This window comes from Aminobacter sp. UC22_36 (genome assembly GCF_044056035.1).
Taxonomy (GTDB): domain Bacteria; phylum Pseudomonadota; class Alphaproteobacteria; order Rhizobiales; family Rhizobiaceae; genus Aminobacter.
The window spans coordinates 3,227,381-3,246,212 of record NZ_CP171996.1 but is presented as its reverse complement, the minus strand read 5'-3'; the positions used below and the strand labels follow the sequence as shown (position 1 = coordinate 3,246,212).

Annotated in this window: 19 protein-coding genes and 1 tRNA gene; 6 read left to right on the top strand and 14 right to left on the bottom strand. The window is 60.9% G+C overall.

The genetic code is table 11. The features are described 5' to 3' along the window. The first annotated feature begins 1 nt into the window (after position 1). Complete coding sequence (locus ACHMW7_RS19285; RefSeq protein ID WP_395447141.1) at positions 2-616, top strand: chromate transporter; 615 nt, start codon at positions 2-4, stop codon at positions 614-616. Further along, a complete protein-coding gene (locus ACHMW7_RS19280) occupies positions 589-1,128 on the top strand; it encodes a chromate transporter (protein ID WP_395447140.1) in 540 nt (179 codons plus the stop codon). The genes ACHMW7_RS19285 and ACHMW7_RS19280 overlap by 28 nt, the downstream gene beginning before the upstream one ends. A gap of 574 nt (positions 1,129-1,702) precedes the next feature. Here the strand turns inward: ACHMW7_RS19280 and ACHMW7_RS19275 are convergent. Then, entirely contained in the window at positions 1,703-1,915 is a 213-nt protein-coding gene (locus tag ACHMW7_RS19275) for a hypothetical protein (RefSeq protein WP_395451485.1), read from the bottom strand. Here ACHMW7_RS19275 and ACHMW7_RS19270 point away from each other — a divergent pair. Next, complete coding sequence (locus tag ACHMW7_RS19270) at positions 1,893-2,075, top strand: Rid family hydrolase (RefSeq protein WP_395447139.1); 183 nt, start codon at positions 1,893-1,895, stop codon at positions 2,073-2,075. The two genes, ACHMW7_RS19275 and ACHMW7_RS19270, sit on opposite strands and share 23 nt — an antisense overlap. Positions 2,076-2,118: 43 nt before the next feature. Here ACHMW7_RS19270 and ACHMW7_RS19265 read toward each other — a convergent pair whose 3' ends face one another. From ACHMW7_RS19265 to ACHMW7_RS19240, 6 genes are all read right to left on the bottom strand, one after another. After that, positions 2,119-3,804, bottom strand: coding sequence for an AIPR family protein (locus ACHMW7_RS19265; RefSeq protein WP_395447138.1), 1,686 nt, complete (start codon positions 3,802-3,804; stop codon positions 2,119-2,121). Between the two features lie 14 nt (positions 3,805-3,818). Next, on the bottom strand, positions 3,819-7,607 hold the full coding sequence (locus ACHMW7_RS19260; protein WP_395447137.1) for a vitamin B12-dependent ribonucleotide reductase: 3,789 nt from the start codon (positions 7,605-7,607) through the stop codon (positions 3,819-3,821). A gap of 641 nt (positions 7,608-8,248) precedes the next feature. Beyond that, positions 8,249-8,740, bottom strand: coding sequence for an NUDIX hydrolase (locus tag ACHMW7_RS19255; protein WP_395447136.1), 492 nt, complete (start codon positions 8,738-8,740; stop codon positions 8,249-8,251). Between the two features lie 248 nt (positions 8,741-8,988). Next, positions 8,989-9,486: a xanthine phosphoribosyltransferase gene (gpt, locus tag ACHMW7_RS19250; RefSeq protein WP_184769017.1), complete on the bottom strand. Its 498-nt coding sequence runs from the start codon at positions 9,484-9,486 to the stop codon at positions 8,989-8,991. A gap of 131 nt (positions 9,487-9,617) precedes the next feature. Then, entirely contained in the window at positions 9,618-10,457 is an 840-nt protein-coding gene (locus tag ACHMW7_RS19245) for a universal stress protein (RefSeq protein WP_395447135.1), read from the bottom strand. 126 nt (positions 10,458-10,583) lie between these two features. Next, positions 10,584-11,324, bottom strand: a complete 741-nt coding sequence (locus ACHMW7_RS19240; RefSeq protein WP_395447134.1) for a competence/damage-inducible protein A — start codon at positions 11,322-11,324, stop codon at positions 10,584-10,586. Positions 11,325-11,514: 190 nt separating this feature from the next. Between ACHMW7_RS19240 and wrbA the strand changes: the two genes are divergently transcribed. Both wrbA and ACHMW7_RS19230 read left to right on the top strand, forming a co-directional pair. Then, the gene (wrbA, locus tag ACHMW7_RS19235) at positions 11,515-12,144 is read left to right on the top strand and encodes an NAD(P)H:quinone oxidoreductase type IV (protein ID WP_395447133.1); all 630 of its coding nucleotides are present in this window, start codon (positions 11,515-11,517) and stop codon (positions 12,142-12,144) included. Positions 12,145-12,265: 121 nt separating this feature from the next. Then, a complete protein-coding gene (locus ACHMW7_RS19230) occupies positions 12,266-13,258 on the top strand; it encodes an alpha/beta fold hydrolase (RefSeq protein ID WP_395447132.1) in 993 nt (330 codons plus the stop codon). Positions 13,259-13,343: 85 nt separating this feature from the next. On the opposite strand, the gene ACHMW7_RS19225 is transcribed toward ACHMW7_RS19230, so the two are convergent. The 4 genes from ACHMW7_RS19225 to ACHMW7_RS19210 all read right to left on the bottom strand — a co-directional run bounded on the left by ACHMW7_RS19225 (position 13,344) and on the right by ACHMW7_RS19210 (position 15,037). Beyond that, the gene (locus tag ACHMW7_RS19225; RefSeq protein ID WP_395447131.1) at positions 13,344-13,697 is read right to left on the bottom strand and encodes an SH3 domain-containing protein; all 354 of its coding nucleotides are present in this window, start codon (positions 13,695-13,697) and stop codon (positions 13,344-13,346) included. Positions 13,698-13,802: 105 nt separating this feature from the next. Beyond that, positions 13,803-14,042 (bottom strand): DUF2188 domain-containing protein, encoded by a 240-nt coding sequence (locus tag ACHMW7_RS19220; RefSeq protein ID WP_395447130.1) that lies wholly within the window; start codon positions 14,040-14,042, stop codon positions 13,803-13,805. A 654-nt stretch (positions 14,043-14,696) separates the two neighbouring features. Continuing rightward, a tRNA-Leu gene (locus ACHMW7_RS19215) sits at positions 14,697-14,781 on the bottom strand. Positions 14,782-14,839: 58 nt separating this feature from the next. Beyond that, positions 14,840-15,037 carry a hypothetical protein gene (locus ACHMW7_RS19210; protein ID WP_395447129.1) on the bottom strand — a complete coding sequence of 66 codons (198 nt, stop codon included), beginning with the start codon at positions 15,035-15,037 and terminating at the stop codon, positions 14,840-14,842. Positions 15,038-15,273: 236 nt separating this feature from the next. On the opposite strand from ACHMW7_RS19210, the gene ACHMW7_RS19205 reads away from it, so the two are divergent. Continuing rightward, the gene (locus ACHMW7_RS19205; RefSeq protein WP_395447128.1) at positions 15,274-15,567 is read left to right on the top strand and encodes a hypothetical protein; all 294 of its coding nucleotides are present in this window, start codon (positions 15,274-15,276) and stop codon (positions 15,565-15,567) included. 75 nt (positions 15,568-15,642) lie between these two features. Here ACHMW7_RS19205 and ACHMW7_RS19200 read toward each other — a convergent pair whose 3' ends face one another. The 3 genes from ACHMW7_RS19200 to ACHMW7_RS19190 form a co-directional block, all read right to left on the bottom strand. Continuing rightward, complete coding sequence (locus ACHMW7_RS19200; protein ID WP_395447127.1) at positions 15,643-16,341, bottom strand: hypothetical protein; 699 nt, start codon at positions 16,339-16,341, stop codon at positions 15,643-15,645. Positions 16,342-16,360: 19 nt separating this feature from the next. Beyond that, positions 16,361-17,212, bottom strand: a complete 852-nt coding sequence (locus tag ACHMW7_RS19195) for an alpha/beta fold hydrolase (RefSeq protein WP_395447126.1) — start codon at positions 17,210-17,212, stop codon at positions 16,361-16,363. A 104-nt stretch (positions 17,213-17,316) separates the two neighbouring features. Beyond that, positions 17,317-18,828 (bottom strand): tripartite tricarboxylate transporter permease, encoded by a 1,512-nt coding sequence (locus ACHMW7_RS19190; RefSeq protein WP_395447125.1) that lies wholly within the window; start codon positions 18,826-18,828, stop codon positions 17,317-17,319. Positions 18,829-18,832: the final 4 nt, after the last annotated feature.

The following is an 18,832-nucleotide window of genomic DNA, read 5'->3' as shown; positions in this document are numbered from 1 at the left end:
GATGGCGTCGGTTCCCGATCCCGCAGGCGAACTGCCGGTATTAACCGCCGCGCGGCCTGCGCCAGGGTTGGGCACTCTGTTCCTGACCTGCCTGAAGATCGGCCTGCTGAGCTTTGGCGGCGGGCTTTCCGGCTGGCTCTACCAGGAATTCGTTTCGCGCAACCGCTGGATCAGCGACGAGGATTTCGTCAGCTCGCTGGCGATTTCGCAGATGCTGCCCGGCGCCAATGTCGTCAACCTGGTCATCTGCATGGGCGACGAACTACGCGGTCTGGCCGGCAGCGTCGCTTGTGTCCTGGGTTTCCTGGTCGGCCCGTTCTTCGCCGTAATCGCGCTTAGCGCCCTGTTCGACAGCCTACCCGACGTCACCATGCTGGAGGCGGCGTCGAACGGCGTGGCCTACGCCGCGCTCGGGCTTTTGCTGGTGATCTGCCTCAAGGGAGTTCCAGCGCGCGACGAAGTTCCCGCCGGGCCTTGTCGTCATCGCCGCCGTCGCAGTTACCGTTGGCCTGCTGAAGCTGCCGCTGATCCCGGTGGTCCTTGTGATCGCGCCGATCAGCGTTGCCCTTGCCTGGCGCCGGAGCTGAGATGCGCGACGACGATCTTGTCACCCTGATTGCGGTTTTCGTGCCGTTTTCGCTGCTGTCGATCGGCGGCGGCTCGGCGATCATTGCCGGCATCCAGCACGAATCCGTCGCCGTCCATGGCTGGATTACCAGCCGCGCGTTCATCGACCTGTTTGCCATCTCACGTGCGGCGCCCGGGCCGGGCACGATGCTTGCGACGCTGATCGGCTGGAAGGTTGCCGGCTGGTGGGGGGCGCTCGCCGCAACCCTGGCCTTGTTCCTGCCGTCGTCGCTGCTCTGCTACGGCGTCATCAAGGTGTCTAACGCCCACAAGGCGAAGAGGTGGCACAAGGCGATGCGCGAGGGACTTGCACCTGTCGGGGTGGGGCTGGTCATCGCGGGTGTGATTTCCATTTTCAGGCTTTCAGGCGGCGGCCTTGTGGCGGCAGCGATCGCGGTCGTGTCTGCGGCGATCCTGACCTGGGTGCCAAGGTTTCCGACGCTTGGAATTCTGGTGCTGGGTGCTGCCACGACATCGGCGCTGTACAGCCTGGGCGAATGATTGGTTCAAGCAGTGAGACTTCGCAAGAGCGGCCCGCTTGGATTTAGCCAAGTCGGGCCGTCTGCATTGCGCGGTGGGCGTTGGGGTGGGGCAGCCGACGCAATACTCACACCTAGGATTTAAGGCACCGCGCCGGCGCACTACCCCACCTTCCCAAGCTCGAATCTACGCCCGTCGGAGGTACTGAGACAATTAGCTCATTGGATGGGTTGATGTAGCTTGTTCGTCTGATGGAGCGGTTGGAGTCGGGTCGTGAATGGGCGCAGCCGATCGGCTTGAGCACTGCCCTCCCGTGGCCATTCCGGCCGAAGTTCGAGACGGGGGTGCACCATACCAACTCCTGCTACTTCATAGGTGGTGGCCGCGGACGAGGACGGCCGTCCGACGCGGATTCCGCCTTTCGTGCCGTCGACCGACATCGACCGGTGACGCCATCGCACAGCCGAACTGCGCCGCGAACTGAGCGGAACGCAGGCGAAGAGTCGCGGCGCCTGTGCTGTGTGGAGCAGCCCACGACCAACATCTCTTGCTCTTGGGCGGCCTATCAAACATAGGCTGTCGTCGGCTGGATTGCTCAAAGCAGTGCGGCGGAGTCGCGACAGAGGAAAGAATAAATCCCGATGCCCGGTGGAGTGACGCGGTTGTCGTTGGGAACCTGATATTCGTCGCTGGCCACACCGCCGAGAAGACGCGAGGTCAATCGGTGCGCGAACAGACGGAGGAAGTCCTCCAGTTGCTCGACGAGAACTCTGGCGCAGGCTGGGGTGACGAAGAGGAACCTCGCCATGGTGCAGATCTATCTGGCCGACATGTCGAACTTCGACCAGATGAACGAGGCGTGGGACAGGTGGGTCATTCCCGGCGAGGCGCCGGCGAGGGCGACGGTCGAATCCAGGCTCGCTTATCCTGATCTCGGCGTTGAAATTACGGCGGTAGCCTCTCGTTAGGAGAGGGGCCCGGAACGCCGCGGTGGTGAAGATGTGCAGCCCATTAGAAGAGCTCAATCTGCGTGGGATAGGAATCGTCTGGCTTGCCTTGATTGTCGATTATCCTGAGTATCTCGTCTCTGGATCGTGAAAGACGAAACAACCGGTAGCCAGCTACCTTTGGGTTGTTTTCTACATAAATCCTTAAAATCTCACTCGCCTGTTCGATAAGTCCGATCGCAATCGTGGTCTGGTCAAGTGATATTGAAGAGCGCCTCATTAACTCGCCAACCACAAAAAGCAGGTGAAAATGCCCTTCGATAAGCCAAGATTCTTCGAAGGAATTTCGAGAAACTGATGCCTGCCATGCAAGAGCTTCTTTCCTGCGACGTTCGATTACCGAATAACATTCGTGCGCAGCGATAATTATTTCAGGTGTTACGGCATGAGGATTAAATGCCTCTTCGTATAAATCACCAAAGATATCGTTAGAGTTAGTCTTGCTTTTTGTCGGCTCCCCGCAAAGGTAAGAGAGCATAAGCTGTCCAGCATGTGCAGCGTCGATGTGCTTCATTCCGGTTCGTGGTGGGTTCTCACCTCGCTTGCGGACATAAAAGTAGTTCAGTGGTCGAAGACATTCTACTAACTGCCGCTGGAATTGGTCATTGGCGCGGAGGTCGCGGCTGAGGATACGGCTTTGCGTATTACTCGCTAGCGCAACGCGTTCTATGAAATCTTTGTCGTCAGTTTCTATGATCTTGACTGGAACATAACCCCCGCCTAGGTCTGCCATGGTGCTGGTTGCAACCGTATGGATCACTGACGCAGTCTGGCAACCGTTAACAATTTGGGGGTTAACCATCGTAATCGGGTGTCGTCCGTTTGCGATGGACAGTATTTGATCGCAAACGATTGTGAGTCCAGAATTAAGAAACCAAAAATCGCTAGTGTTTCCGGAGAGCAGGGTCTCTTTGATCTCCCGATTTACATCGTTGTCGATTCCTAGGAAATATCTAACATTTTGCCATATTAGGCGTTCGTCAAATGCACCATCCTGAGTGCTTAAAAAGTCGCTCAGATTTCCAAGTGGTACTCGAATCACGATGGCGCGTTTTCCAGACTCATTTACGGAAAGCGCAGTGTCTGGTGCCGGTACTAGTCTTTTCTGAAAGCGGGGCTTTGTGGCACGAACCACGCCGTGGGATAGTTCGAACAAGCCATACTCAAACAAAGCTATGCTGTGGCGCTCCAGTGCCGTAACTAGTCTATCTCGAGCATCCCTAAATAAAGTTGTTTGATTTGAAAAAAGGTGTACGCCAATTGTGTACGCTTCGTTTGAGAATATATCCCATATTTCTCGTACTTTTGCGCAGAGAGCTCCATTGCAGCTGTTGAGGAGCTCTTCTCTGAAGAGTAGCAGATCATCGACAAAAGATACAATCTTGTCGATTTCGTCGCCAGGGAAGTTTCTCTTTGAGTTTTTGAAGGAGACGACAGTTTTGCAGGAGCCAATATTTATCCGTCTACTCTCATGGTCGATGTAGACGATGTCGATGCCACGGTCGTCTCCACCATCGACAATGCATTCATTGACTTCAGGCCGAGGCACACCAAAAACCGTTTCCAGGACAAGCACAGAAAACGCAATATTGCGTGAGACATTCCCTGTCTCACGCTCGCGTATCCCGCTTTCAACAACACCAAAATCAACGATTGTTGGTGCAGTTTTTGGAACGGCCTTTGGGCTCAACTATAACTACTCCATCAGCTGCAGCCGCTCGTCGAACCGCAGGTGTCGCACTTCTCGCAGGTGCCGTTGCGTACCATGGTGAAGTTCTGGCACTCCGAGCACGAATTGCCGGTGTAGCCCTGCAGCAGCGACTTGGCGCGGCGGTCGGCAGCAAGCTTTTTGGCCTCGGAGGCTTCCTGGGCGGCGGCGTCGGTGAACAGCGACGTCGTCACCGACGTTTCCTCGGTGGTCTCCCCGATCGTGATTTCCTCGACCAGTTCCTTGGCCCGTTCCTCATAGTCGCGCTTGTAGGCGGTGGATTCTTCCACCGAGATCGCGGCCTTGGGTGCCAGCGACAGCACGTTGGAACCGGAGAAGGCGGTGACCGGCGTAACACGTGCCGGGCTTGCAGCTGCCGCCGAGCCCTTGGGGTCGTTGCCGGCGACGCCGGAGACGACCTTGAGCGGGGAAGCGCCGCGGGTCAGGCCCTTGGAGAAAGGCAGGGCCTTGCCTTCGGTGATGCCTTTGCCGAGTGCCGTCTTGTCGAAATCCGACTGGTCGACATGGGCGAGGTCGTGGCGGCTGAGGTAGCTGACGGCGAGCTCGCGGAAGACATAGTCGAGGATCGAGGTGGCGTTCTTGATGGCATCGTTGCCGATAACCATGCCGGCCGGCTCGAACTTGGTGAAGGTGAAGGCCTCGACATATTCGTCGAGCGGCACGCCGTATTGCAGGCCAAGCGAGATCGAGATGGCAAAGTTGTTCATCATCGCGCGGAAGGCGGCACCTTCCTTGTGCATGTCGATGAAGATCTCGCCGAGACGGCCGTCGTCGAACTCGCCGGTGCGCAGGTAGACCTTGTGGCCGCCGACGACGGCCTTCTGTGTGTAGCCCTTGCGGCGGTTCGGCAGCTTTTCGCGCTCGCGGTAGAGGCGCTCGATGACACGCTCGACGATCTTTTCGGTGACCTGCACCGCCTTGGCGGCGGCAGGGGCGGCGATCAGCGCCTCGACGGCCTCGTCTTCGTCCTCGTCCTCATCAGCGATCAGCGAAGCGTTGAGCGGCTGCGACAGCTTGGATCCGTCGCGGTAGAGCGCGTTGGCCTTGAGCGCCAGCTTCCACGACAGCATGTAGGCGCTCTTGCAGTCCTCGACCGTCGCCTCGTTGGGCATGTTGATGGTCTTGGAGATGGCGCCCGAGATGAAGGGCTGGGCGGCCGCCATCATGCGGATGTGGCTTTCGACCGAGAGGTAGCGCTTGCCGATCTTGCCGCACGGATTGGCGCAGTCGAACACGGGCAGGTGTTCGTCCTTGAGGAATGGTGCGCCCTCGAGCGTCATCGCGCCGCAGACATGGATGTTGGCGGCTTCGATCTCGCGCTTGGAGAAGCCGATCGCCGGCAGGATCTCGAACGAGAAGTCGTTGAGCTGCGCCTCGGTCAGCCCGAGCACGTCCTTGCAGAAGTCTTCGCCGAGCATCCACTTGTTGAAGACGAACTTGATGTCGAAGGCGCTCTTGAGCGCGGCGTTCAACGCCTCGATCTTCTCGTCGCTAAAACCCTTCGACCTGAGCGAGCCGGGGTTGATGCCGGGTGCCTGGTTGAGGTTGCCGTGGCCAACGGCATAGGCCTCGATCTCGGCGATCTGGGCCTCGGTGTAGCCAAGCGTGCGCAGCGCTTCTGGCACGGCACGGTTGATGATCTTGAAGTAGCCGCCGCCGGCAAGCTTCTTGAACTTGACCAGCGCGAAGTCGGGCTCGATGCCGGTCGTGTCGCAATCCATGACCAGGCCGATCGTGCCGGTCGGCGCGATGACAGTAGCCTGGGCGTTGCGGTAGCCATGCTCCTCGCCGAGCTCGATGGCGCGGTCCCATGCGACGCGGGCGTGCGTCACCAGTTCCTGCTGCTTGAGGTCGGAAGCGACCAACGGCACGGGGTGGACCGACAGCTTCTCGTAGCCGTCCTTGTCGCCATAGGCGGCACGGCGGTGGTTGCGCATGACACGCAGCATGTTCGACGCATTGCGGTCGTAGTCGGGGAAGGCGCCGAGCTCGGAGGCCATCTCGGCCGAGGTGGCATAGGCGACGCCGGTCATGATCGCGGTCAGCGCGCCGCCGATGGCGCGGCCTTCGTCGGAGTCATAAGGAATGCCCGAGGTCATCAGCAGGCCGCCGATATTGGCGTAGCCGAGGCCGAGCGTGCGGTATTCGTAGGACAGCTTGGCGATTTCCTTGGAGGGGAACTGCGCCATCATCACCGAGATTTCGAGCACGACGGTCCACAGGCGCACGGTGTGCTCGTAGGCCGCGATGTCGATGGTGCCGTCGGTGTTGCGGTAGGGCAGGAGGTTGATCGACGCCAGGTTGCAGGCGGTGTCGTCGAGGAACATGTACTCCGAGCACGGGTTCGACGCCCGGATGGCGCCCGCCGAGGCGCAGGTGTGCCAGTCGTTCATCGTGGTGTTGAAGTGCAGGCCTGGATCAGCCGACGCCCAGGCGGCGTAGCCGATCTTTTCCCACAGGTCGCGTGCCTTGAGCGTCTTCATGACCTTGCCGTCCTTGCGGGCGGTCAGGTGCCAGTCGCTGTCGTCCTCGACGGCGCGCAGGAAATCGTCCTTGAGCGAGACCGAATTGTTGGAGTTCTGGCCGGAAACGGTGAGGTAGGCCTCCGAATCCCAATCGGTGTCATAGGTCTTGAAGTCGATCGAGGTGTAGCCCTGCTTGGCGAACTGGATGACACGGTAGATGTAGTTCTCCGGCACCGAGTTCTTCTTGGCGGCCTTGATCTCGCGCTTGAGCGCGGTGTTGATCAGCGGATCGAAGCAATCGTCGTCCTGGCCTTCGCAGTTGACGCAAGCGGCCATGATCTTGGCGAGGTGCTGCTTGACGATCTTGGAGCCGGTGACGAGTGCTGCGACCTTCTGCTCTTCCTTCACCTTCCAGTCGATATAGGCCTCGATGTCGGGATGGTCGGCGTCGACGACGACCATCTTGGCCGCGCGGCGGGTGGTGCCGCCCGACTTGATGGCACCGGCTGCACGGTCACCGATCTTGAGGAAGCTCATCAGGCCCGACGAACGGCCGCCGCCCGAGAGCTTTTCGCCTTCGCCACGCAGATGCGAGAAATTCGAGCCGGTGCCCGAACCGTATTTGAACAGGCGCGCTTCACGCACCCACAGATCCATGATGCCGCCCTCGTTGACGAGGTCGTCGGCGACCGACTGGATGAAGCAGGCGTGCGGCTGCGGGTGTTCGTAGGACGACTTCGACTTGGTCAGCTTGCCGGTGAAGGGGTCGACATAGAAATGGCCCTGGCCGGGACCGTCGATGCCATAGGCCCAGTGCAGGCCGGTATTGAACCACTGCGGCGAGTTGGGTGCGACGCGCTGGGTGGCCAGCATGTAGGAAAGGTCGTCCTTGAAGGCGCGGGCGTCGTCTTCGGACTTGAAGTAGCCGCCCTTCCAGCCCCAGTAGGTCCAGGTGCCGGCGAGACGGTCAAAGACCTGACGGGCGTCGATCTCGGAGCCGTAGCGTTCGTTTTCGGGCAGCTTGGCAAGTTCGGCCTCGTCGGGAACCGAGCGCCACAGGAAGGAGGGAACGTCGTTTTCCTCGACCTTCTTCAGCCGGGCGGGCACGCCGGCCTTGCGGAAATATTTCTGTGCCAGGATGTCGGCGGCGACCTGGGAGAACTGCGCCGGCACATCGATGTCGTCGAGCCGGAAGACCACCGAGCCATCCGGATTCTTGATCTCGGAAAGGGCTTTGCGGAACTCGATCTCCGCGTAGGCCGATTGTCCATCCTTGGTGAAACGCCGCTCGATGCGCATCGGTCGATTTCCTTTTGTCTATATATAGCGTCTTTCGCGGGAAATTTCCCGTTGCTGATGCGAAAGACGCAAGCCCGTATGAACCGGCGGCCTGGACAGCCGGTTGCCCTATCCCGCCTATCCCGCCGCCTGACCTGGAAAACCCCTGTCGGAGCCTGTTCCCGTCAACCTGCGGACCGTTGCGGGTCCTTGAAACTGAAACTTTTTCTGCGATTCCCTCATGGAGGGCTACTCACATTATCTAGCGGTTAGGCTGCCTGCAAACACTAAATATAGTGTTAACAGAAGATTTCCGCCAGTCCCACATCTTTATCATCCAACCCCTTGGACATCCAGAAACCGCACGCTTCGGCGCCCCGCAGGGCGGGGGTCAAATGCGAGCAGCTACGCACAAAATCTGGGAAAAAGACCGGGCTCTTAACAATCCGGCCGCACACTCAACAAGCGCGCTTGAGTCATAAAAGGCGACTCGGCAGCCAACGTCAAGGAGTCGTTCTTGTAGATTTTGTGACCCCAACATCTTGTGTGTCACTAATGTGGATAACGGGGAGAACCTGCTTCGCAAGCGAAGCCGGCGCAACAACGGCAAAGGCCAAAAAAATGCCTGCCGAAAGCCGCCTGACAACGAGGGTTGAGGTGCCTCAGGCGGCGAATTTTCCATGTGCCGCGCCAAACGACGAAATCAGCCGGCAAAGATCGGGTTCGTTGACCATGCGCGAGGCCTCGCTGGGCGAGACCCACTTGCGCGTGCGCTGGCGCCGCTCTTTCCACTTTTCCGCGACCTTGCGCACTTCGAGCGGATAGACGAGCACCTCGCAAGCGACCTGTTCGCCGCTGGCAAGTTCCTTGAGATAGAAATAGCGGCCGGCTTCATGGGTATCGACCGAGCCGCTGAGGCCGGCTTCTTCGCTTGCCTCGCGCGCCGCGGTCTCGCACAGCCGTTCGGCCGCTTCCGGCCAACCCTTGGGCAGGACCCAGCGACCGGTGTCGCGGCTGGTGATGAGCATGATCTCGATACCAGTGGAGGTGCGGTGCCAGGGCAGGGCGGCGACCTGGAGCCGGCAGGCGGGCGCGCCGAACAGCCGGCGTATGCGCTCGACGAGATGGCTGTGATAGACAGGTTTCATCAGCATCGGCAGCCCCTACCTGACCTGTAGAATCATGCGCCGCATCACGAATTGTAGGGTTAATCCTCCGTAACAAAAGTAAATAGATTGATAACGAAAACGCCCGGCACGCTTCGGCCCGAAAATCGAAATCGATTGTCGCAAAGCACGATGCGCCATCTGGATTTGTCAGAGCGTCCTTTACGCGTCCGAATGGGACGCGCGGCGCTCCAATAGCCGGGCGTTGAGGGTGACTGAAGCTGTGGGACGGAAGGTCAGCCCATGTGGTCTTCGGCGATCGGCTTCTGATAGGTGAAGCCGAGATCCCAGGGGAAATAGATCCAGGTGTCCTGCGACACCTCGGTGACGAAGGTGTCGACGAGCGGCCGGCCCTTGGGCTTGGCGTAGACGGTGGCGAAATGCGCCTTGGGCATCATCGCCCGAACGATCGCGGCCGTCTTGCCGGTGTCGGTCAGGTCGTCGACGATCAGCACGTTTTCACCTTCGCCTTCGAGCAGGGTCGGCGTGATCTCCTTGAGCACCTGCAACTGACCCTGCGAGGTGTAGTCGTGATAGGAGGCGATGCAGATCGTTTCGATCAGCCGGATGCCGAGTTCGCGCGAGATGATCGCCGCCGGCACCAGGCCGCCACGGGTGATGCAGACGATCGCCTTCCACTGCGGGTTGACGCCGGCGAGACGCCAGGCGAGCGCGCGCGCATCGCGGTGAAACTGATCCCAGGATACGGGAAAGGCTTTTTCGGGAAGGGACATGTGACGCGCACTCCGGCTCGGCGCGCCAGATGGCGCGGAAATAGGGGAATGCAGGCGGAATTAGCCGGAAAGCCCCGTGCTTGGCAAGGGCGGGGCGGCTAAGTCGGCCGGTAATCTTGGGTGGGGCAATCTTACCGCGACAAAAGGATGGCGGTGTCGCCGGCCTGCAGGACGTTGCGGGTGACGCCGCCGAACAGGAATTCGCGGATCCACGAATGGCTGTAGGCGCCCATGACCAGAAGGTCAGCACCTGTTTCGACCATCTTGTTGTGGATGACCGCGTCGACGGTGTGGCCGCGGGACGCTTCAACGCTGACCGAAACCTTGGCGCCATGGCGGGCAAAGGCCGAGGCGATTTCGGCACCGGCGGCATCGACGCTCTGGGCTGCCGTCTCGATGGGGTCGATGACGAGGATCTCGGTCGAATCCGCCTCGAGGATGAAGGGCAAGGCATCGAAGGCGGCGCGTGCTGCCTCGCGGCTGCCGTTCCAGGCAACCAGGATGCGGCGGAAGGTCGAGATCAGCGGTGCCGAATGCGGCACCACCAGAACCGGCCGGCCGGCCTCGTAGATCAGCGAGTCGATGTCAGCTGCCACCGAATCCCTGGCGTCTGGCGCTGCCTGGGCGACGATGACGATGTCGGCGCAGCGCGCGCTTTCGACGCCTGACAGGGCGCTGTCGCCGGAAAAGCTCTCGAAGCTGCGCCATTCGAACGACAGGCCCGATGTCTCGATGCGCGCCAGAAAAGCCTTCTGCACCTTCTCGGCGCGCTCCTTGCACAGATCGGCATTGGCCTGGATGAACTCGGTGTCGGGGAAACCGACGGCGGTGGTGTAGGGCATCGCCAGCGCCTCGGCATGAACGCCGATCAGGTGGCTTTCGTGCCGGTCGGCAAACGGGATCGCCACGTCGAGAACGCGGGCGGCGTCGCGTTCGCTCTGGATGATGGCGACGATTGTCTTGAACGGCATGGCACCCTCCTTCGCATGAGCTGAAATCTGCCCTGCAAAGAAACACTAACATGCCCGTAGTTGTTCCCATGTGACTTAGATCAAGTGTTTGGGATCAAGTCTTTGGGATCAAGTGCTCGTGGCCGTTCAGGCGGCTTTTGCGATGTCGGCGAGCATCGTCTCGATCGCGATGCGCGCGGCGTCCATGGCTGCTTGTGAACGCGAGCGGACGACGAGCTCTGTCCAGAACGTGCCGTCGAGATATTTCGGGTAGGAGCCGATGATGGTGTCGGGATGCGCCTTCTGGATCTCGCCGAGCGGCCCGCCGATGGTACCTTCGCCATACGGACACTGGACGGTTGTCGACAACAGCTTGGCGCCTGTCCTGAGCGTCGGCATGACATTGTCGAGCATCGCCTGGAAGATCGACGGCACGCCGGCCATGACATGGACGTTGCCGATGCGGAAACCCGGTGCCACCGACACCGGGTTCACGATCAGATCGGCACCGCGCGGCATGCGGGCCATACGCTTGCGCGCCTCGGAGAATTCGATGCCGCGCGAGGCGTAGTTGGCCTCCAGCATGGCATAGGCGCGCGGCTCGTATTCACACGGCACGCCGAACGCCTTGGAAATCGATTCGGCGGTGATGTCGTCATGGGTCGGACCGATGCCGCCGGTGGTGAAGACGTAGTCGTAACGCGCGCGCACGGCGTTGACCGCGGCGACGATCTCATCCTCGTCGTCGGCGACGATGCGCACTTCCCTGAGGTCGATGCCCACGGCCGTCATCATGTCGGCGAGGTGGCCGATGTTCTTGTCCTTGGTGCGGCCGGACAGGATTTCGTCGCCGATGACGACCATTGCTGCGGTGACGATGTCGGCCATTTCGAAAGCTCCATTGCAGGCCACAGTGAGATACAGCCGTCGGGACAAGCGGGCAATAGTCGCCAATCTGTGAACGATGCGTCACGTCTTGGGCCGCTTTCATTGAACGGGCGATCCATTACATCTCTCCCCAGACGCCAACCCAAGATGGTGTCGCGAGATTTCCCGAGATTTCCGTTGGAGCGATGAAATGGCTAAGATTCTTGTTCTCTACTATTCGAGCTGGGGCCACATGGAGCAGATGGCCAAGGCCGCTGCCGAAGGCGCGCGTGCCGGTGGCGCCGAGGTGACCCTCAAGCGCGTTCCCGAACTGGTGCCCGAGGCTGTCGCCAAGGCCGCCTACTACAAGCTCGACCAGGAAGCGCCGATCGCCGATCCGCTCGAACTGGCCGACTATGACGGCATCATCATCGGCACCGCCACCCGTTATGGCACCATGGCCTCGCAGATGAAGAACTTCCTCGACCAGACCGGCCCGCTCTGGGCCAAGGGCGCCTTGCTCGACAAGGTCGGCTCGGTGATGGTTTCGACCGCGACCCAGCATGGCGGCGCCGAGCTGGCGCTGATCAACGCCCAGATCCACCTGCAGCACCACGGCATGGTCATCGTGCCGCTGTCTTATGCCTACCAGGGCCAGATGGGTAACGACGTGGTCCGTGGCGGCGCGCCTTACGGCATGACCACCACTTCGGACGGTGACGGTTCGCGTCAGCCTTCGGCGCAGGAGCTCGAAGGCGCCCACTTCCAGGGCAAGCGCGTGGCCGAGATCGCCATCCGCCTGCATGGAAAGGGTTCGAACGCTGTCAAGGAAGTTGCATAACAGCTTCGGATTGTTGTGATTTTGGTGAACGGGCGGTCGCAAGGCCGCCCGTTTTGCATATGCCGGGTTTGTCCGGGCAGCTGGTCCGGCTAAGCTGTGGCAGATGCACGGTGGAGGTTCGATGGCAACGGCGGTGACGATACTCGGCTGGGTTGCCAGCATAGGCTTCCTGGCGCTGGCCCTGGTCGGCGGCCACTTCGTGCTGGCGACGCGCAGGATCTCGGCCCAGGCCGAACGCGCCGTGCCGGCAAGCGGCAAGTTTTTGCAACTCGGCCGTCACCGCATCCATTATGTCGACGAAGGGCAGGGCCGCCCGATCCTGTTCATCCACGGCCTCGGCGCGCAATTGCATCATTTCCGCCAGCCGCTGTTTCCCGAGCTCACCGATTTTCGCCTCATAGCACTCGACCGGCCGGGCTCCGGCTATTCCGGGCGACCATTTGGCTTTTCCGGCAGTCTCACCGAACAGGCCGAACTGATCGCGCGGTTCATCGCCGAGCTTGGGCTCGAGCGGCCGCTGGTCGTCGGCCATTCGCTCGGCGGTGCCTTTGCACTGGCGCTGGCGGAAAACCATCCGCAGGCTGTGTCGGGGCTGGTGCTGCTGTCGCCGCTGACGCATCTGGAAGACGAGCTGCGGCCCGAATTCCGCTCGCTCTACATCAAGTCGCCGCTGAAGCGCCGCCTGATAGCCGAAACGCTGGCCATACCCGCAAGCCTGAAATACGCGCCGCAGACGCTGGCTTTCCTGTTTTCGCCGCAGCAGGCGCCAAAGGACTACGGCACGGCGGGCGGCGGTTTTGCCGGGCTCAGGCCAAGCCATTTCTACGCGACATCGGCCGACATGGTGGCGATCGAGCGGGACCTCGGGGCGATCGAGGCACGCTACAAAGAACTGGACCTGCCAGTCGGCGTGATGTTCGGCACCGCCGACCGCGTGCTCGACTACCGGCTGCATGGCGAACCGCTGGCTGGCGGGATCAAGGACCTGGAACTCGATCTGGTCGAGGGTCTCGGCCACATGCCGCAATTCGTCGAGCCGAAGCGGGTTGCCGCATTGATCCGGCGCGTCGCAGCACGAGCCTTTGCCGCGCCGGCTGACAGGCTGGCCGGATAGAGTGTCTCCGCTCTTCGTCGAATCGCGGAAAACTCCATCGTCTTGTTTTTATGCAATTCCGGATGGAAAACCGCTGCACCCTTTTTTAGCCGCAGGAATTGCTCATCCAGTTGCGGTGGGCCCAGCCCTCGAAACCGTCGCCGCCGACGAAATACCAGTTGCCGCGCCGATCGGTGATCTCGACGGTGTCACCGGTGAACAACTGGTGGACCATCGGTGCCGAGGCACTTGGGCCGGCGCGCACGGCGAGGAAGCCGGTGCCGCGCGCAAGGTTGTAGCTGCGCGACAGCCCATGCACGGTGCCTTCGCAATATTGCGCCTGGACCGGGGTTGCGATGCCGATCTGCAGCGTTGCCGCGACGGTGACGAACGCCGCCGCCGAAAGCGCAGCCTTGGCTAAAGATGCTGATTTGTTCGCAAACACTGATTTGAGCGACATCGTTTGGCCTCCGCTGAGCTGTCCGGCGTTTGGCCGGGTTGCTGATGAGTGTCGCCACCACGGCAAAAGGTTCAGACGCGCGGCCTGTTTTCTCTCGGGGAACGGCTAATCGGAAACCTCGGTGTCGGGCCTGTCGTCGCCCTTGGCCAGTTCGTCATGCCAGCGGCCCTCCGCATCTTCATACTGGATGCCGTCGGTCGAACCAGTGACGCGCTGTTCGGCCGCCGCGGTCTCGGCAGCGCGCAGCGCGTGTTCATGGGTTGGGAAGGTCTCGGAGAAGGTATCGCCGACCTTGTAGGCCCAGCCACCATCGTGCTGGACGACTTCATAGACGAGCTTAGCCATTGGTTTCCTCGCTTGGTGACGGTGCGATGTCGTTATGCATTGGCGCCTCGCTGCGCTGTGCTGCCGCAAGCAATGTGCCGCGCCGCAGTGAGGAGGCCTCATGGCCCTCCTGTCTGGTGCCCTCCTGCCTGGTGGAGGTGGCGAAGATGGCGTGCGGTTGGCGACCTAGTGCCGGGCGCGCAAGAGCGTCGCCAGTGGTGGCTGTCAGGCGACAGCGAACGGTCGTCTGGAGCGGAGGCGCAACAGATGCAGGGCGCGCAATGGATTCATATGCGACCATGCCCGCTCAAACGTTGCCGGGCGCAAATGGTTGCATGCCGCGAAGCGGCGCTATCTGGTCTGGTTCAGAGAGGGACGATGGAAAAGACGACCCCAGGCGCCGCAAACGGCGGCGGCAAGTCCGAGGCAGGCGCTACGGTGTTTTTCCCAGAAATATGGTGCACGTTCCCAGTTGTAGTGCATGTACTCAACTCCCCACTCACTGCCCCACGCGGTGAAGTTGTATTTCACTCTGAAATAATCTGCAATTTTCCGGTGTGGTTCGGCCGTAGCGAAAACACGCGAGAGTGGCAATTATGTCACGCTAATATGCCGCGCGCTGTGTCTCGGCGAGGGCCGATTCGGTGGTGCGGGGATAACAGGAGGTTTTCTGCCTGGTGCGGACGGCGGGGCTCGAACCCGCATAGCCGAGGCTGAGGGATTTTAAGTCCCTTGCGTCTACCAGTTTCGCCACGTCCGCTCGGGCGGAACTGGTAAAGCAGCCGGGCGATATTGCAAGTCCCGGCAAGCGCTTGCGGCTACTTCGTTTCGTTGAAATCAAGCAATGGGGATTCTGTTACCACGTCCGGCTTCGGCGCCTTGCGGGGTGCCTTCTTGGCGGGCTTTTTCGCAACTTCCTTCGCCGCGTCCTGCGGAGTCGCAGTTTGTGGGGCCGCCTTGGCGGGCGCTGGTTTCGCCGCGACTGATGTCGCCTTTTCGGTGAATTTGATTGCCATGATGTGGGTCCGCCGTTGCGTCGTGGCGCCGCGAGTCGGCGGCTTTGGTTCTCCATACACGATTTGACGGCCCAGGGGCGGAGAGGCTTGCTGTTCGTGCACGGGGAAGTGTCCGGGATGGCTTGAAGTAGGAAATTGCTCCTATTATGGCGCTGACGACGAGTGAATGGAGCAGTGTTTGATGGAAAAGTCAGAGGCGGAAATGGCGTGCCCGACCCACTGCCGAAGAAGCCGAGATGATCGCGATCTTTTCCGACGCAACGGGCGCGATGCTGGCCAGGATTCAAGAGGCGGTCGTGGAAGCGAACCAGACTGTCGCGTTGCAGCTACGAGCTGCCTTTGGCGAGCAGCAGGAGGCACCGCCGGTCGACTACTACATGGCTGTAGCCCACCAGCACCTGTTCTGCCAATTGTGCGAGGCCGATTACGAGACATTGTCCGGCGGGAACACGGCCATCGCCGAGGCAATTATCGCCAACTGCAAAGGGCTGGCATCGCACTGGGAAAACGCTGAGCGGCAAACGCCATAGCCACGTGCTCAGCCTTGATCGTACTTGGCATGGCCAAAGAGCGGGAATGCGACTGCCACGCAGCCGAGGGCCAAGCTAGAGGTTTGCGCCCAAACCTAATCGGCGCGCGCATTGCCCCAGAAATACGGCCACATTTGCCTGTGCGTGTGGCTTGTCGTCACGGCCTTGGCGGAACAGGTCTAATGCTTCTCCATTGCATTGAGCGAGTGCGTCGAGGTGTGTCGCGACACACTGCTCGGCTGCCTCGGTGCCCAATGTCCACGCCACGAACTCGACAGCTTGCTGCTCAAGGAAGAAGCCTGGATGCCGCCTGATCGTCAGCTCTTGAGCCAACGCGGGGGGATCCCTGAAGAGATCAAAGAATGGCAGCGCATGATCGCGTATGTTGGCCAAGGCGAGGTCGATCGTGTCTTGACGCGATGCAGGTTCGGCAACGTCGAAGTCCAACCAGTTCCGAATTGGGGACAGAAACCCCAAGTTCATGCTGACTACCAAGTCGGGTTGCCCAGCGCGGGCCGCAAACTGCTTTCGCCAAGCAAGGAAATCCTTGTTGTGGACCAAGTAGTGGATCGCAAAGTAGGTTCCGATCCGGCCTGATTGGAACCAGAGTGCGAATTTCCACGGGCCGTCGCGCCGCGTCGCGCGCGGTCCGCTGCGCGCATAGCTGAAGCCGTCGGCAGCCAGTCCGGCGGCAACACTTGCGCATGCGCCGAGAAAAACGTCGCGTGGCCTCTCGTCCCACGGCTCGGCGGCGAGGCCGTTGATCTGGTCCATGACCACCTTTCCAGTCCGCTCACTTCCGGTCGATGAACTCCAGCACCGATCTGTTGTACTCGTTCGGTGCCTGCAGCATGGCGAAATGGCTGGTGTTGGGCAGGATGATCAGCTCGGCGCCTGATATGACGGAGGCCATGTAGTCGGTATGGTCGCGCTTGACCGCCTCGTCATGATCGCCAAGCACGATCGCCGTCGGCACGGTGATCTTTGCCAGTTGCTCCTTGGTCCAGTTCGGCTGCGTCTTCCACATCTCGCTGATCTGGCCGACGAAGGCTTCGTACTGGTCCGGCGTCTTGGACATCTTCGCATAGTTCTGGCCGGAGCGCTCGATATAGGCGCCGAAGGTCTTGTTGGTCTCGACGCCGGGATCGACGCCGTCGGTGGTGACGTTGGCGGCCTGCGCGTAGAGCCTTGTCAGGCGTTCGGGGTGCTTCATGGCGATGTCGAGGCCGATGATGCCGCCGTCGCTCCAGCCGACGATTGCCGTCTTGTCGACCTTGAGATGGTCGAGCAGCGCCAGATAGTCGGACGCCATCAGGTCGTAGGCAAAAGGCTGTGCGTCGCGGCTCGAGCGGCCATGGCCGCGACTGTCGGCAACGATGACCTTGTGGGTCTTGGACAGTTCAGTCACCTGGCTTGCCCAGATATCGGCGTGGCCGAGGCCGCCATGAATCAGCAGCACCGGATCGCCGGTACCGTAGACGGCATAATACATGTCGATGCCGTTGACCTTGGCATAGCCGCTTTCGTCGGCCTTGGGCATCGCCGCCGGCTCCGGCAGCGTTTGCCAGCGTTCTTCGGCACTTGCCACGCCAATGGATAACAATGAAACAAAAGCAACAACCATAGCAGTCCAGAAAGAACGCATGCCCGCCTCCGCTTGTCTTGAGCGGTCAAGAGACTGCTATTGTGCCGGAAAAGTCAACGGCCGGAAAATCCGGCCGTTGGTTTTGCTGGGCGTTGTTGCCGAGATCAGCCTTCTTCTTCGACGAAGACCTCGTCGCGCTTCTTGCGCACTGCGGGCAACAGGACGACGATCAGCACACCGGCGGCCAGTGCCAGAAGAATGGCGCTGATCGGACGGGTGACGAAGGTGGTCGGATCGCCACGCGACAGGATCATGGCGCGGCGCAGGTTTTCCTCGAGCAGCGGCCCGAGCACGAAGCCGAGCAGCAGCGGCGCCGGCTCGCAACGCAGCTTGACCAGCACGTAGCCGATGAAACCAAAGAAGGCGACGGCATAGAGGTCGAAGACGTTGGAGTTGACGCTGTAAACGCCGATGGCACAGAACGCCATGATGATCGGGAACAGCACGTAATAGGGCACTGTCAGCAGCTTCACCCACAGCCCGATCAGCGGCAGGTTGAGGATGATCAGCATCAAATTGCCGATCCACATCGAGGCGATGATGCCCCAGAAAAGTGCTGGCTGTTCGGTCGCGACGTTCGGGCCGGGTACGATGCCCTGGATGATCATCGCGCCGATCATCAGCGCCATCACAGGGTTGGCCGGAATGCCGAGCGTCAGCATCGGGATGAACGAAGTCTGGGCGCCGGCATTGTTGGCCGATTCCGGACCGGCGACGCCAGCGACGGCACCCTTGCCGAATTCTTCAGGGTGCTTGGAGACACGCTTTTCGACGGTGTAGGAGGCAAACGCCGCAAGGATCGCGCCGCCGCCGGGCAGGATGCCGAGTGCCGAGCCGATCGCCGTGCCGCGCAGGATGGGCGCTGCCATCTCGCGGAAATCCTGGCGCGTCGGCATCAGGCCCGAAACCTTGGCCATCAGCACTTCGCGGGTCTTTTCGCTTTCGAGGTTGCGCAGGATTTCAGCAATGCCAAAGACACCGACAGCCACGGCGACGAAGTTGAGCCCGTCGGCATATTCGCGGATGCCAAGGGTGAAGCGCGGCGTGCCGGTGTAGATGTCGGTGCCGACGAGCCCGAGCAGAAGCCCGAGCACGACCATCGCCAACGCCTTGACGATCGAGCCATGCGCGAGCGCGATGGACGAGACGAGGCCGACGACCATCAGCGAGAAATATTCGGCGGCACCGAACTGCAAGGCGATTGCCGTCAGCGGTGGCGCGAAGATGGCGACGAGGAAGGTCGAAACCGTGCCGGCGAAGAACGAGCCGATCGCGGCGATCGCGAGGGCTGCGCCGGCGCGGCCTTTGCGCGCCATCTGGTAGCCGTCGATGGCGGTCACGGCCGACGAGGATTCACCCGGCATGTTGATCAGGATCGCCGTGGTCGAGCCGCCATATTGCGCGCCGTAATAGATGCCGGCGAGCATGATCAGCGACGACACCGGATCGCCGATCTGGAAGGTGATCGGCAACAGCATGGCGATGGTGGCGGTGGCGCCGATGCCGGGCAGCACGCCGATCAGCGTGCCGAGCAGGACGCCGATCAGACAGAAGCCGAGATTGGCAAGTGTCGTTGCGGTGGAAAAGCCGAGTGCCAGATTGTCGAAGAGTTCCATCTCA